The 14257-nt window shown below is 68.9% G+C and carries 12 protein-coding genes; 3 read left to right on the top strand and 9 right to left on the bottom strand.

The window, feature by feature from the left end; translation table 11 throughout:
- Positions 1-13: 13 nt before the first annotated feature.
- From BW39_RS12820 to BW39_RS12800, 5 genes are read right to left on the bottom strand one after another with little or no spacing between them, the layout of a single operon-like run.
- Complete coding sequence (locus tag BW39_RS12820; RefSeq protein WP_043822109.1) at positions 14-1036, bottom strand: ABC transporter ATP-binding protein; 1023 nt, start codon at positions 1034-1036, stop codon at positions 14-16.
- On the bottom strand, positions 1033-2061 hold the full coding sequence (locus BW39_RS12815; protein ID WP_034397073.1) for an ABC transporter ATP-binding protein: 1029 nt from the start codon (positions 2059-2061) through the stop codon (positions 1033-1035). The genes BW39_RS12820 and BW39_RS12815 overlap by 4 nt, the downstream gene beginning before the upstream one ends.
- Positions 2061-2969, bottom strand: a complete 909-nt coding sequence (locus BW39_RS12810; RefSeq protein WP_043790046.1) for an ABC transporter permease — start codon at positions 2967-2969, stop codon at positions 2061-2063. The genes BW39_RS12815 and BW39_RS12810 overlap by 1 nt, the downstream gene beginning before the upstream one ends.
- Before the next feature lie 4 nt (positions 2970-2973).
- Positions 2974-3951, bottom strand: a complete 978-nt coding sequence (locus BW39_RS12805) for an ABC transporter permease (RefSeq protein ID WP_012207467.1) — start codon at positions 3949-3951, stop codon at positions 2974-2976.
- A gap of 17 nt (positions 3952-3968) precedes the next feature.
- The gene (locus BW39_RS12800; protein ID WP_043822108.1) at positions 3969-5564 is read right to left on the bottom strand and encodes an ABC transporter substrate-binding protein; all 1596 of its coding nucleotides are present in this window, start codon (positions 5562-5564) and stop codon (positions 3969-3971) included.
- 242 nt (positions 5565-5806) lie between these two features.
- Between BW39_RS12800 and pdxR the strand changes: the two genes are divergently transcribed.
- Entirely contained in the window at positions 5807-7333 is a 1527-nt protein-coding gene (gene pdxR, locus BW39_RS12795) for a MocR-like pyridoxine biosynthesis transcription factor PdxR (RefSeq protein ID WP_043822107.1), read from the top strand.
- On the opposite strand, the gene BW39_RS12790 is transcribed toward pdxR, so the two are convergent.
- The 3 genes from BW39_RS12790 to tal all read right to left on the bottom strand — a co-directional run bounded on the left by BW39_RS12790 (position 7318) and on the right by tal (position 11029).
- Positions 7318-8217 (bottom strand): transporter substrate-binding domain-containing protein, encoded by a 900-nt coding sequence (locus tag BW39_RS12790; RefSeq protein ID WP_012207470.1) that lies wholly within the window; start codon positions 8215-8217, stop codon positions 7318-7320. The two genes, pdxR and BW39_RS12790, sit on opposite strands and share 16 nt — an antisense overlap.
- Before the next feature lie 231 nt (positions 8218-8448).
- Positions 8449-10071, bottom strand: a complete 1623-nt coding sequence (gene pgi, locus BW39_RS12785) for a glucose-6-phosphate isomerase (RefSeq protein ID WP_043822106.1) — start codon at positions 10069-10071, stop codon at positions 8449-8451.
- A 4-nt stretch (positions 10072-10075) separates the two neighbouring features.
- A complete protein-coding gene (gene tal / locus BW39_RS12780) occupies positions 10076-11029 on the bottom strand; it encodes a transaldolase (RefSeq protein ID WP_012207472.1) in 954 nt (317 codons plus the stop codon).
- Between the two features lie 208 nt (positions 11030-11237).
- Here tal and BW39_RS12775 point away from each other — a divergent pair, with 208 nt between their 5' ends.
- Positions 11238-12083, top strand: a complete 846-nt coding sequence (locus tag BW39_RS12775; RefSeq protein ID WP_016448717.1) for a MurR/RpiR family transcriptional regulator — start codon at positions 11238-11240, stop codon at positions 12081-12083.
- A gap of 28 nt (positions 12084-12111) precedes the next feature.
- Here BW39_RS12775 and fabF read toward each other — a convergent pair whose 3' ends face one another.
- Complete coding sequence (gene fabF, locus BW39_RS12770; RefSeq protein WP_081816193.1) at positions 12112-13446, bottom strand: beta-ketoacyl-ACP synthase II; 1335 nt, start codon at positions 13444-13446, stop codon at positions 12112-12114.
- A 206-nt stretch (positions 13447-13652) separates the two neighbouring features.
- Between fabF and BW39_RS12765 the strand changes: the two genes are divergently transcribed.
- Positions 13653-14255 (top strand): TetR/AcrR family transcriptional regulator, encoded by a 603-nt coding sequence (locus BW39_RS12765; protein WP_043822104.1) that lies wholly within the window; start codon positions 13653-13655, stop codon positions 14253-14255.
- Positions 14256-14257: the final 2 nt, after the last annotated feature.

Below are 14257 nucleotides of genomic sequence, written 5' to 3'. Positions count from 1 at the left end.
GGGTGCTCCGGGTTCAAAGGGCCAGCGGCGCGCGCGGCACGCCATCGATGTGGTCCACGCGGATGCAGCGAACCCAGTGGCCGGGGGCGGCTTCGCGCAGCGGTGGCGTCTCGGCCGAGCACGCAGGCACGGCCACGGGGCAGCGCCCGGCGAAGCGGCAGCCCGCAGGCGGGTTGATGGGGCTGGGCGGGTCGCCGGCCAGCCGGATGCGCCGCGCCGCGCGCTCGCGCCCGCCGCGCACCGTGGGCACGGCCGACATCAGGGCCACGCTGTAGGGATGCAGCGGCCGCGCGAAGAAGGCCTGGCGCGGTGCGCGCTCCACGATCTGGCCCAGGTACATGACGGCGATGTCGTCGCAGATGTGCTCGACCACGGCCATGTCGTGCGAGATGAACAGGTAGCTCAGGCCCAGCTCGCGCTGCAGCCGCGCCAGCAGGTTGAGGATCTGGGCGCGGATGGCGATGTCCAGCGCCGACACGGGCTCGTCGCAGACCACCAGTTCGGGCCGCGTGGCCAGGGCGCGCGCGATGTTGATGCGCTGGCGCTGGCCGCCCGAGAACTGGTGCGGGAACAGCTGGCGCTGTTCGGGCCTCAGGCCGACCTGGGTGAAGAGCTCGGCCACGCGCGCCTCACGCTCGGCCGGCGTGCCCACGTCCATCAGGTCCAGCGGAGCGCGCACCGCATCGCCCGCACGCTGGCGCGGATTCAGCGAGGAAAACGGGTCCTGGAACACGATCTGCATGCGCCGCCTCGCCTGGCGCAGGGCCTCGCCCGACAGGCCGCCCAGGTCGGTATCGCCCAGCTGCATACGGCCCGCCGTCACGGGCGCCAGGCGCATCACGGCCAGCGCCGTGGTCGTCTTGCCCGATCCCGACTCGCCCACCACGGCCAGCGTGCTGCCGCGCCGCAGGCTGAAGGACACGCCGTCCACGGCCTTGACCACTTCGGGCCTGCCGAACAGGCCCTTGCCCGGGCGCGGAAAGTGGACCTGGAGATCGTCCACCTGCAAGAGGGTATCGTCCATGCGTGCGTTCATGCCAGGGCCTCCGTGTGGGCGCGGATGCGGGAAGCGGGAGCGTGCAGCCAGCAGGCCACGCCGTGGGATGGATCATCCAGCGCGGTCAGTGGCGGCGCCTCGCTGGCGCAGCGCGGCTGGGCCTCGCGGCAGCGCGCACGAAAGGCGCAGCCGCTGCCCAACTCCCAGATCGAGGGCACGACGCCGGGGATCTCGGGCAGCTCGGTGCGCCCGCCTGCCTGGCTGCTGCCCAGCTCGGGCAGGCAGGCGATCAGGCCGCGCGTGTACGGATGGGCGGGCGCCGACAGCACCTGCTCGCAGCGGCCCTGCTCGATCACGCGGCCCGCATACATGACCATGACGCGGTCCGCCATCTCGGCCACGGCCCCCATGTCGTGCGTGATCAGCACGATGGCCGTGCCCTTGTCGCGCTGCAGCTCGCGCAGCAGGTCGAAGATCTGCGCCTGCACGGTCACGTCCAGCGCCGTGGTGGGCTCGTCGGCGATCAGGATGTCGGGCCGGCACGCCAGGGCCATGGCGATCATCACGCGCTGGCGCATGCCGCCCGATAGCTGGTGCGGGTACTCGTGCACGCGCCGCTCGGGCGCGGGGATGCCGACCTGCCGGAGCATTTCCACGGCGCGCTGGCGCGCGGCGGCCGCATCCAGACCGGCGTGCAGGCGCAGCGGCTCGGCGATCTGCTCGCCCACGGTGAGCACCGGGTTCAGCGAGGTCATCGGCTCCTGGAAGATCATGGAGATGCGGTTGCCGCGCACCTGGCGCATATGGGCCTCGCCGGCGGCCACCAGGTCCTCGCCCTGGAAGCGCACCTGCCCGCCCGTGATGCGGCCCGGAGGCGAGGGAATGAGACGCAGCAGCGCCAGCGCCGTCATGCTCTTGCCGCAGCCGGATTCGCCGACCACGCACAGGGTCTCGCCCGCGCGCAGATCGAAATCCACGCCGTTGAGCACCGTGGCCTGGCCGCGCCGGCCCTGGAAGGCCACGCGCAGGCCGCTGACTTGCAACAGGGGGGTGTCGGTGTCCATCAGCGCTCCCTCAGCTTGGGGTTGAGTGCATCGTTGAGGCCATCGCCGATCAGGCTGACGGCCAGCACGGTGACGAAGATGGCGGCACCGGGAAAGGCCACGGCCCACCAGCACGACAGCAGGTACTGGCGGGCCGACCCGATCATCAGGCCCCAGCTCATCTGGTTGGGGTCCCCCAGGCCCAGGAAGGACAGGCCGGCCTCGAACAGGATGGCGGCGCCCACGGCCAGCGTGGCCGACACCACCAGCGGCGGCAGCGCATTGGGCAGGATCACCTTCCAGATGATGCGGCCGTGGCGCGCGCCGATGGCGCTCTCCGCGCGCACGAATTCAAGCTGGCGGATGCGCATGAACTCGGCCCGCGTGAGCCGCGCAGTGGCCGGCCAGCTGACGCTGCCGATGGCCAGCGTGACCGTCACCAGCGAGGGCGAGAACAGCGTGACCACCACCATGGCGAACAGCAGCGCCGGCAGCACCTGGAAGAACTCGGTCACGCGCATCAGCAGCGCATCGACGCGGCCGCCGTAGTAGCCCGCCATCGCCCCCAGCGTCACGCCGATGCACACCGACAGCAAAGCCGCGAAGGCGCCCACCATCAGCGTGGCGCGGCCGCCGTGGATGATGCCCGTGAGCACGTCGCGCCCCAGCTGGTCGCTGCCCAGCCAGGCCTCCTCGCTGAACGGCGGGCTCAGCGGCATGGTGCGGATCTCGAACGGGTCCGCAGGCCAGATCCAGGGGCCGGCGATGGCCACCAGCAGCACGATGAGCAGCATGGCCATGCCGGCAATGGCCGAGGGGTTGCGCAGGAACATGCGCAGCGCTTCGCGCGCCGGGTGCTCGGCATGGGCTGCGGCCTGCGGCGCGGCGACGCTCGGCACGGACACGGAAGGTGGTGTGATGGCATTCATGGTCTCAGGCCGCCTTGATGCGGGGATCGATCAGCCGGTAGCACAGGTCGGTGACGAGGTTCATCACGACCACGACGATGGAGGAGAACAGCAGCACGCCCAGGATGGTCGGGTAGTCGCGCCGCAGCACCGAGTCGAAGGCCAGCCGGCCCAGGCCCGGCCAGTTGAAGACCGTCTCGACGATGATGGCGCCGGCCATGACGTTGCCGAACTGCAGGCCCAGCATGGTCACCACGGGCAGCAGCGCGTTGCGCAGCGCATGGCGGTAGAGCACCACATGCTCGGCCAGTCCCTTGGCGCGCGCCGTGCGGATGTAGTCGGCGCCCAGCACGTCCAGCATGGACGAGCGCGACAGCCGGCTGTACTGCGCCAGGTAGACCAGGGCCAGTGTCAGCGCAGGCAGCACCAGGTGCCGGGCCACATCCAGCAGGTCGGCAAGGCCTGCGCCGCCTGCGGCATCGGCCGAGCGCATGCCCGACACCGGCAGCACGGGCCACCAGGAGGCAAAGGCCAGCACCAGCAGCATGCCGGTCCAGAACACGGGCGCCGCAAAGCCCACCAGGGACAGCACGGTGATGCACTGCGACAGCAGGCCATTGGGCCGGCGCGAGGACAGCACGCCCAGCAGCGTGCCCACCACGAAGGCCGTGAGCACGGCGGCCAGCACCAGCAGCAAGGTGGCGGGCACGCGCTCGGCAATCATCTGCGCCACCGGCAGGTTGAAGAAGTAGGAGTAGCCCAGATCCCCGCTGGCCACGCGCGCCAGGTAGATGCCCAGCTGCACGGGCAGCGGCCGGTCCAGCCCGTAGCGTGTGCGCAGCTCGGCCATGAGCTCGGGCTCCATGCCGCCGCTGGCGCCGGCAATGGTCTCCACGGGATCGCCGGGCGCCGCATGCACCAGCATGAAGTTCAGCACCACCACGGCCAGCACCAGCGCCAGGCCCTGCAGCAGCCGCTTGAGGAGTGTGCGAAGAAAAGCCATGGACTGCACCTCCCCGACTACTTCAGAAAGATCTCGTCGTAGGGCGAGGCCGGCCCCCAGACCGTGGTCGGCAGGTTGCCCACGTTCTTGCGCGCAGCCGTGTGGTAGGGCGAGTTGTTGATGAAGATCACCGGCAGCTCGTCCGTCACGGTCTTCTGGAAGGCCGCATAGAGCTGCTTGCGCTCGGCCGTGTCCAGCGTGCCGCTGGCCGTGTTCAGCAGCTCGTCCACCTTGGGATTGCGGTAGGACTGGGTGTTGGTCCAGACCACGGGCTTGATGTTGGTGGACAGGTAGCTACGGTGCACGCCGATGACCGGATCACCCCAGTTGAAGACGATGTCCATGGACAGGTCGAAGTCATGCGTGGCCAGGCGCCGGGCCCAGGCCGGGAAGTCGGCCGAGGCCCGCACCTCGACCGCGATGCCCACCTTCTTGAGCTGGGCGCGCACGTACTCGGCCACGTTCTTTTGCTGCTCGTCCGTGCCCGGCAGGTAGTCGATGGTGATCTTGAAGCGCTCTCCGTTGGCCCCGGGCTTGAGGCCGGCCTCGTCCAGCAGAGCCGCCGACTTCTTGAGGTCCAGCGGATAGCGCACCAGGTCGGCCGAGGCAAAGGGGCTGGCCGCCACGATGGGGCCGTCGGCCACGGTGGCGAAGCCGCCCATCAGCGCCTTGGTGATGAAGTTCTTGTCGATGGCATGCGCAATGGCCTTGCGCACGCGCACATCGTCCAGCGGCTTCCTGTCGGTGTTGATGGCCAGCCAGTTGATCGAGCCTATGCCCTCGAAGCCCTTGCCGGTCAGCGTGATCTGGGGATTGGTGGACAGGCGCTTCAGGTCGATGGAGGCCTGCAGGTAGGGCACCATCTGCACGTCGCCGCGCTCCAGGCTCAGCAGCAGGCTGGAGGAGTCGGGCACGATGTTGAAGACCAGCTTGTCCAGATAGGGCCGGCCGGGCAGGAAGAACTTGTCGAAGCGCTCCATCACGATGCGCTGGCCCGCGCGGAACTCGGTCAGCTTGAACGGCCCCGAGCCCACCACGTCGGCGCTGTTGCGCGCATGGGTCTTGAGGTCGGCACCATCGCCATAGATGTGCCTGGGCAGTATGGGCGCCAGCGCCGGGTTCATGGCCAGCAGGATGGCCGGATGCGGCGCGCTCATGCGGATGATGGCCGTGTAGGGGTCGGGCGTGTCCACCTTCTCCACGGGTCCCAGCATGGTCTGGAACGGATGGTTGGCCTTGATGGCCATGATGGAGAAGGCCACGTCGGCCGAGGTGATGGGCTTGCCGTCATGGAACACGGCATTCCTGCGCAGGTTCAGGGTCAGCGACTTGCCGTCCTCGGCCAGCTTCCAGGACTCGGCCAGGTAGGGCTGGGGCTTCCACTGGTCATCGAAGCGCAGCGGGCTGGCGAACAGCTGGGTGGAAGGCATGGCCGTGGCAATGCCCGATTGCACGGCGCCGTTCAGGTGCCGTGGCACCTGGGTGCTGCCCACGATCAGGGTGCCGCCGCGCTGCGGCTCCTGGGCCTGCAGCGGCGTGGCCGCCAGGCCCGCCAGCGCGCCGGCCAGGGCCAGGGCCGCCAGGGCGCGGCGTCGGAAAGTGATGGTGTGCATGGACTGTCTCCCTCGTTGGATCGCCAGGCCGCGCGGCTCGCTGCCTTCAATCCAGAATACGCAACAAGGGCGCGGGCCGCGGGGGCCACAGCCGTCCAAACGTAGGAGCCAGAGGCCCGGTGTTTACCCGCGTCGGCCGGCCCAAACCTTTACTTGCCCGCACCCGCACCGCAACATGGCGCCGACCGCGCGCCCTCTGCCCGGTCGCGCCAAGAACGCCCCCCGATTGCCTCCGTTGCGCCATGAGCACCCCTTCCGCCACAGACCCACGCCACCAGTGGGCCCGCCTGTTCGCGCTGCCCGAGCAGCCCGGCCTTCCCCTGAAGGACCGCCTGCGCCTGGCCCTGGTCCAGCCCATCCTCGAAGGCCGCCTGCCGCCCGGCGCGGCCATGCCGCCCTCGCGCGAGCTGTCGCGCCTGCTGGAGGTGTCGCGCAATACCGTGACCACGGTCTACGAGCAGCTCGTGGATGAAGGCTTTCTGGAAGCCCGCCCGCGCAGCGGCGTGTTCGTGGCCCGGGATTCGCGCCTGGCTGGTGTGGACGGCGCCGTGGCCCTGCCTGCGACAAGTCCCGGGGAGCCCGCACCGGACTGGTCTGCACGCGTGCTGCGCTCGCTGACGGACAGGCACACGCTGTCCAAGCCGCTGCAGTGGCGCGAGTACCCCTACCCCTTCGTCTACGGCATGCACGATCCCGCGCTGTTTCCCACCGAAGGCTTCCGGGAATGCTGCACGCGCAGCCTGGCGCGCGCCCAGCTGCCGCAGTGGACGCCGGACTTCGAGACCGACGATGTGCCCGACCTGATCGAGCAGATCCGCCTGCGCCTGCTGCCCCGGCGCGGGGTGTTCGCGCTCAAGGAAGAGATCCTGGTCACCGTGGGCGCGCAGCAGGCCTTCTACCTGCTGGCCGACGCGCTGCTGGCCCCCTCGCAGCGCCTGGGCTTCGAGGAGCCGGGCCACCCGCATGCGCGCAACACCTTTTCGCTGCGCCGCCCCCACTGGGTGCCCGTGGCCGTGGACGAGGAAGGCGTGGTGGTCGATGGCCTGCCGCCGCTGGACTATCTGTTCGTCACGCCCTCGCACCAGAGCCCCACCACCGTGACGCTGAGCCTGCAGCGGCGCGAGCAGCTGCTGCGCCGCGCCGAGCAGGGCGATTTCGTGATCATCGAGGACGACTACGAGGCAGAGAACCTCTACCAGGGCACGCCCATGCCCGCGCTCAAGAGCCTGGACAAGGGCGGGCGTGTGATCTATGTGGGTTCGCTGTCCAAGAGCCTGTCGCCCGCGCTGCGGCTGGGCTATATCGTTGCGCCGCGCGCGCTGATCGACGAGTTGCGCGTGCTGCGCCATGCCATGGTGCGCCACCCCAGCGCCTTTCTGCAGCACGCCTATGCGCTGTTCCTGTCGCTGGGCCACCATGAGGCCCATGCGCGCCGCGTGAACCAGGCCATGCTGGAACGCGTGGCGCAGGTGGACCGCTCGCTGCGCGCGCACCTGCCGGATTTCATCTTCCGCCAGCCCCAGGGCGGCGCATCGCTGTGGGTGCAGGCACCGGCGTGGCTGGACGCCGATGCGCTGGCCGCCGTGGCGCGCCGCCACGGCGTGCTGATCGAGGCAGGCAGCGCGTTCTTTGCGACGCCGCGCCAGCCCTGCCCCTTTTTCCGGCTGCGCCTGTCCTCCATTGCCATCGATCAGATCGATGCCGGCATCCAGGCGCTGGCGCGGGCGGTGATGGAGCTGGACTCAGCCCGCAATCACTGCTGCGCGTAGGATTCCAGCGGCTTGTCGTTGGGCTTTTGCAGCAGCTGCTTGAGCAGGTCGCTCATGGGCAGGTTCAGCGGGGCATTCTTGGGCGGAATGGGCTGCACGAACCACTTGTCGTAGATCTTCGCCACTTCGCCCGAGGCCATCATGCCCACCAGCACGTCGTCCACGGCCTTCTTGAAGGCGGGATCATCGCGGCGGAACAGGATGGCGATGGGCTCGGAGCCCAGCACCTCGCCCACGATCTTGAAGCCTGCAGGGTTCTTGGAGTTGGCGATGACGCCGGCCAGCAGGTTGTCGTCCAGCACGAAGGCATCGGCACGGCCCGATTCGAGCATCAGAAAGCTCTCGAAATGGTCCTTGCCCAGCGAGGTGGGCAGGTTCACGCCATTGTCGCGCCCGTACTTGCGCAGCAGCTGCACGGCGGTCGTGCCGGCCGAGGCCGCCACGGGCTTGCCGTCGAGCTGCTTGAAGGAGGTGATGCCCGAGTCGGCGCGCACGGCCATGCGCACCTGGCTCACATAGGTGGTCACGGCAAAGGCCACCTGCTTTTGGCGCGCGAGGTTGTTCGTGGTCGGGCCGCAGCCGATGTCCACGGTGCCGTTCTGCACCAGGGGCATGGTGTTCTGCGAGGTCAGGGCCATGTACTCGATCTTGGCCTTGGGCACGATCTGAGCCAGCACCTTCTCGCACAGCTCGACGTGGTAGCCCACGTACTTCTGCGTGGTGCCGAAGGCATAGGCCATGGGCGCCGAGCTTTCGCGCACGCCCATCACCACCTTGCCTGTGCTCTGGATCTTGTCCAGCGTGCCGGCCGCCTCCTGTGCATGGGCAGCGCCAGTTGCCGCCACCACACATGCCATCGCCACATGGGCCAGTACGAATCGCATCGAGGGTCTCCTTGGATAGTTGTTGCAGGTCCGAAGGCGCGCTGCGCCTCCACCCTGCCGTGCCGCCGTCACCGGCTGCCTCCAGGCAGGGCCGCCGTCAAGGCGATTGCATCAACTATCGAGCAATCAGGCGCCTGTGCATAACGATGAAATGGAAGAAGGTCATGCTCCACCCACATGACCCGGCACCCTGCTGGTGCGCCGCGGTGGCCCCAGGCCCGCCGCGCCCGGTCAGCCGGCCGACCCTGCCGCAAGCCGGTGCATGAGGCCCTGCGTCGAGGCATCGACGCCCTGCCAGTCGCCACTGTCCTGGCGCGCATGCAGCTGGCGCGCCAGGTGCTTGCCCAGCTCCACGCCCCACTGGTCGAAGCTGTTGATGCCCCAGACCGCACCGGCGGAGAAGACACGGTGCTCGTACAGCGCGATCAGGGCGCCCAGCGATGCCGGGTCCAGCTGCTGCAGCAGCAGGAAGCTGCTGGGCCGGTTGCCCGCGCAATGGCGCTCTGCCCCTTCTTCGCCGTGGCGCCCCTCCATCAGGGCCTGGGCCTGGGCAATGGCGTTGACGACCAGGCTCTGGTGGTGGGCGCCCAGGTATTTGCCGCCGTCGCGCAGCGCGATGAACTCCACGGGAATCACGTCCTGGCCTTGGTGCAGCATCTGGAAGAAGGCATGCTGGCCATTGGTGCCGGGCTCGCCCCAGATCACGGGCGCCGTGCGCACGGGCAGTGTCTGCCCGTCGCGCGTCACGCCCTTGCCGTTGCTCTCCATCTCCAGCTGCTGCAGGTAGGCGGTCAGCCGCCGCAGGCCATGGCTGTAGGGGGCAATGCAGCGGCTGGAGAAGCCGCAGAAATCGCGGTACCAGACGTCCAGCAGGCCCAGGCGCAGCGGCAGGTTGCCCTCCACGCCCGAGGAAAAGAAATGCGCATCCATGGCATGCGCGCCGTCCAGCAGCGCACGGAACTGCGCCGCGCCAATGGCGATGGCCACCGGCAGGCCAATGGCCGACCACAGCGAAAAACGCCCGCCCACCCAGTCCCAGAAACCCAGCGTGCGGCGGATGCCGAAGTCGGCTGCGGCCTGCACATTGGTGGTGAGCGCCACGAAGTGCCGGTCGATGGAGCACGCGGCCTGCGGGTCCTCGCTGCCGCCCTGCTCCAGGAACCACCGGCGCGCCGAGTGCGCGTTGAGCATGGTCTCGGCCGTGGTGAAGGATTTGGAGGCGATCAGGAACAGCGTGCTGTGCGGGCGCACGCGGCGCAGCACATGGCCGAGCTCATGGCCATCGACGTTGGAGACGAAATGGAAATTCTTGCCCGCATCGACCCAGTCCTCCAGCGCATTGACCACCACTTCGGGGCCCAGGTGCGAGCCGCCGATGCCGATGTTCACGATGTCGGTGATGCCCTCGTCGCCACGCACCTGCTCGGCCAGGGCCAGCATGGCGTCCAGCGTCTCGTGCACCTGGCCCAGCGCCTCGTGCATGGCCGGCTGCCACTGCTGCACGGTGGCGCAGTGGCGCAGCTGGCCGCCGTCGCGCGGCATGCGCAGCAGCCAGTGCATGACGGCACGGCCCTCGGTGCAGTTGACGGGCTCGCCGGCCAGCATGGCGTCGCGCTGGGCCAGCACGCCGGCCTGCTGCGCCAGCTCGCGCAGCAGCTCTTCGGTGCGCTCGGTCCAGAGGTTCTTGGACAGGTCGGCAAAGACATGGGGCGCCTGCTGGCTCAGCGCGTCCAGCCGGCCCGCGTCCGCGGCAAAGGCCTGGCGCAGATCCAGGGTCTGGATGTCTTCGTGGAAATGGCTTTCAAGTGCCGGCCATGCCGGCAGGGTATTGCACAGAACGGGCAAGATCTTCATCCAATCAGTCTGCGGCCTGCTGCATCAATGCTTCGAGCTTGCGCGTGTCGGCAGCAAAGGCGCGAATGCCTTCGGCCAGCTTTTCGGTGCCCATGGCGTCCTCGTTGAGGGCCAGGCGGAACCCGGCCTCGTCGTAGTGCACGGGATCGAGCTCCAGGGTCCGCGCCGCCTCGGGGTCCAGGGCGCGCGACAGGGGCGCATCGCTGGCGCCCAGCTGGGCCAGCAGTTCGGGGGCGATGGTCAACAGGTCACAGCCGGCCAGTGCCACGATCTGGCCCGTGTTGCGAAAGCTCGCGCCCATGACCTCGGTGGCGATGCCGAAGTGCTTGTAGTGCTCGTAGATGGCGCGCACGGAACGCACGCCGGGGTCGTTGGCGCCGGCCATGGCGGCCTCGTCCCACTGAGCGCCGGCCTGCTTCTTGTACCAGTCGTAGATGCGGCCCACGAAGGGAGAGATCAGCTGCACCTTGGCCTGGCCGCAGGCCACGGCCTGGCAGAACGAGAACAGCAGCGTGAGGTTGGTGTGGATGCCGCGCAGCTCCAGCTGGCGCGCCGCCTCGATGCCTTCCCAGGTGGAGGCGATCTTGATGAGCACGCGGTCGATGTGCACGCCTTCGGCCTGGTACAGCTCGATCAGGCGCTCGGCACGTGCCACGGTGGCCGAGGTATTGAAGGACAGGCGCGCATCGACTTCAGTGGAGACACGGCCCGGAATGGTGTTCAGGATCTCGCAGCCGAAGCGCACCAGCATGCGGTCCATGACCTCGTCGAGGCTGCGGCCCTTGTACTGGGCCACGGTGGCACGCATCAGCGGTGCGTACTCGGGCTTTTGCACCGCCTTGAGGATGAGCGAGGGATTGGTGGTCGCATCCCGCGGCTGGAACTGGGCCAGTTGGTGGAAGTCGCCGGTATCGGCCACCACGGTCGTGTACTGTCGAAGCGCATCAAGCTGGTTCATGGAACATCCTTTGGGCGGGAGCCTGGCGAGGGGCGGCATCGCACCAGGGCGGTGCGGTTGTACCGGCAAATCCTCCAAGTGTATGCGCCCGCATGGTTTGCATCGGCGTCAGGAAAGTAAGCGAAGGCTGCCGCTCATGCAAAATGCGCGCTGGACCTGCCTTGCGGCAACCGCTTCCCTTTACCCACAGAACAACGCCCACCGCCTAATGCTGGACCGCATCACCGCCTCGCTGCCCTCGCTTGCTCCCGCCGAACAACGCGTGGCCCGCCTGGTGCTGGCCGATCCTCGGGCCTTCGCACGGCAGCCGGTGCGCGAACTGGCCGAGCGTGCCCATGTCAGCAAGCCGACGGTGGTGCGCTTTTGCCGCAGCATGGGCTACGACGGCCTGGCCGACTTCAAGCTCAAGCTGGCCGGCAGCGTCAGCGAGGGCGTGCCCTTCATCCACCGCAGCGTGGACACCGACGACAAGACCAGCGACGTGATGGTCAAGGTGGTGGACAACGCCGTGGCCGCCTTCCTGCAATACCGCAATGCCGCCAGCACCACGGCCATAGAGCAGGCGGCGCAGGCCATCGCCTCGACCTGGCAGACGGGGCGGCGCATCGAGTTCTACGGCGCAGGCAATTCGGGCATCGTGGCGCAGGATGCACAGCACAAGTTCTTTCGCCTGGGCGTGACCAGCCTGGCCACCAGCGACGGCCACATGCAGGTGATGAGCGCCACCCTGCTGGGACCCGGCGATTGCGCGGTGATCATCTCCAACTCGGGCCGCACGCGCGACCTGATGGACGCCGCCGACATCGCGCGCAAGAACGGCGCCACCACGATTGCCATCACCGCCAGCGGCTCGCCCCTGGCCTCGGCCTGCCACATCCATCTGGCCGCCGACCATCCCGAGGGCTACGACCGCTACAGCCCCATGGTGTCGCGCCTGCTGCACCTGCTGGTCATCGACGTGCTGGCCACCTGCGTGGCGCTGCGCATCGGCCCGGCCCTGCAGCCTGCGCTGGAGCAGATGAAGAACAACCTGCGGGCCAAGCGCTACACGTAGCACCGGCCCCCAGGCCCACCCGCCTCGTTCAGCCCTGCCAGCGCCGGAGCACCAGCGAGGCGTTGACACCGCCAAAGCCGAAACCGTTGACCAGGGCATGCTCCATGGCCCAGGGCCTTGCCGCGCCGGCGATCAGGTCCAGCCCCTGGGCCAGGGGATCGGGCTCCACGAGATTGCGCGTGGCCGGCGCCATCTGGTCGCGCAGCGCCAGCACCGTGAAGATGGCCGCCACCGCGCCCGCCGCGCCCAGCAGATGGCCCGTGGCCGACTTGGTGGAGCTGATCGCCACGCCGCTGCCCTCGCCAAACAGGGAGCGCATGGCCGCCAGCTCGCCGCGGTCGCCCACGGGCGTGGAGGTGGCGTGGGCATTGAGGTACTGCAACTGATCCGGCGACAGTCCGGCCATGGCCAGCGCTTGAGCCATGCTGCGGCGCGCGCCGTCGCCATCTTCCGGCCCCGAGGTGATGTGATAGGCATCGGCGCTGGTGCCGTAGCCCACCACTTCGGCCAGCGGCACGGCGCCGCGCGCCAGGGCGTGGTCCAGCCCCTCCAGCACCAGGGCGCCCGCGCCCTCGCCCATGACAAAGCCGTCGCGGCCTGTGTCGAAGGGGCGCGAGGCCTCTTCGGGGCGGTCGTTGTATCCCGTGGAAAGGGCCTTGGCCGCCGCGAACGCACCCAGGCTCACGCGGTCGATGGCTGCCTCGGCGCCGCCGCACAGCGCCACATCGGCCTCGCCCGAACGGATCATGCGCAGGCCGTCGCCCACCGCCTGAACGCTGGCCGCGCAGGCCGTGACCGGCGCACCCAGCGGGCCCTTGAGTCCATGCCGTATCGACACATGCCCGGCCGCGAGATTGACCAGAAAAGACGGCACGGTGAAGGGCGACAGACGCGACACCCCCCGGCTGTCCGTGGTGCGCACGGCCTGGGCAATGGCGCCAAAGCCGCCGATGCCCGAGGCAATGATGCAGGCCGTGCGCGTGCGTTCCTGCTCGCTGGTCGGCTGCCAGCCGGCCTGGGCCAGGGCCTGGTCCGAAGCGTCCAGCGCCAGCGGAATGAAGCGGTCCATCTTGCGCTGGTCCTTGGGTGAGACCACGGCATCGATGTCCCAGCCGCCTTCCGGGTCCCGGGCCAGGTCGGGCACCTGGCCTGCCACCTGGCCCGGCACATCGGGCGCCAGATCCTCGGGCAGCCGGCTCAGGCCCGATGCGCCGGACAGCAGCCGGCGCCAGGCCAATTCAGTGCCCCGCCCCAGCGGCGAGACCATGCCCATGCCCGTGATGACCACGCGGCGAGGCAGGTGGGCCGCCGTATGGGACGTCTGGGACGTCTGGGACGTATGCGCCGTATGGGCCGTATTCATGAGCCGCTCCCGGCACACCGTGCGGAGGTCGGAGCGGGCCCAGGCAACAGGCTGCGCAGAAGTGAACAGGCATTCATCGGTTCTTCCCTGTAGAGTGCACAGCCCCTGCAGAACATGGCGCACAGGCCATGGCAGGGGCTGATTTATGATGATGACCGTCATCATAAACGTGTTTTGATAACGACCACAATCATTGGACAGCGCACATGAAAGTCACGAAAGCCCAGGCCGCGCAGAACCGGCAGGACATCCTCGAAGCCGCCGCACGGCTGTACCGCGAGCACGGGCTGGACGGCGTCGGCGTGGCCGAGGTGACGCGCGGCGCGGGGCTCACGCACGGCGGGCTCTATCGCCACTTCGAATCCAAGGATGCGCTGGTGCGCGAGGCCTGCGCACGCGCCTTCGACTGGTCCATCGCGCCGCTGGACGGCCTGCAGGGTGAACAGGCCGACAGCCTTGCCGCGCGCGTGCAGTCCTATCTGTCGCCGCAGCACCGCGACAGCCCCGGCGAGGGCTGCCCCGCTGCCGCGCTGGCCGTGGACGTGGCCCGGGCAGGCGGTGATCTTTCAGCGGTGTTCGCCGAAGGGGTGGAACGCAACATCGGCAGATTTGCGCGCGTGATAGGCACACTTGGCGACGATCAGGCACCCGATGCCACACAGCGCGCCCAGGCCATGGCCATGCTCAGCAGCATGGTGGGCGCCCTGGTCCTGGCACGCGCCACGGTCGCAGCCAATCCAGCCTTGTCCGACGAAATTCTGAAAACGGTGCAGGCCCACCTTCTTGCGCCCGAGAGCCAGGCCCGTTGACC

The organism is Delftia sp. RIT313 (assembly GCF_000632165.1).
Lineage (GTDB): Bacteria > Pseudomonadota > Gammaproteobacteria > Burkholderiales > Burkholderiaceae_C > Comamonas > Comamonas acidovorans.
The sequence above is the reverse complement of the archived record's forward strand: the minus strand, read 5'-3'. Positions and strand labels throughout refer to the sequence as shown.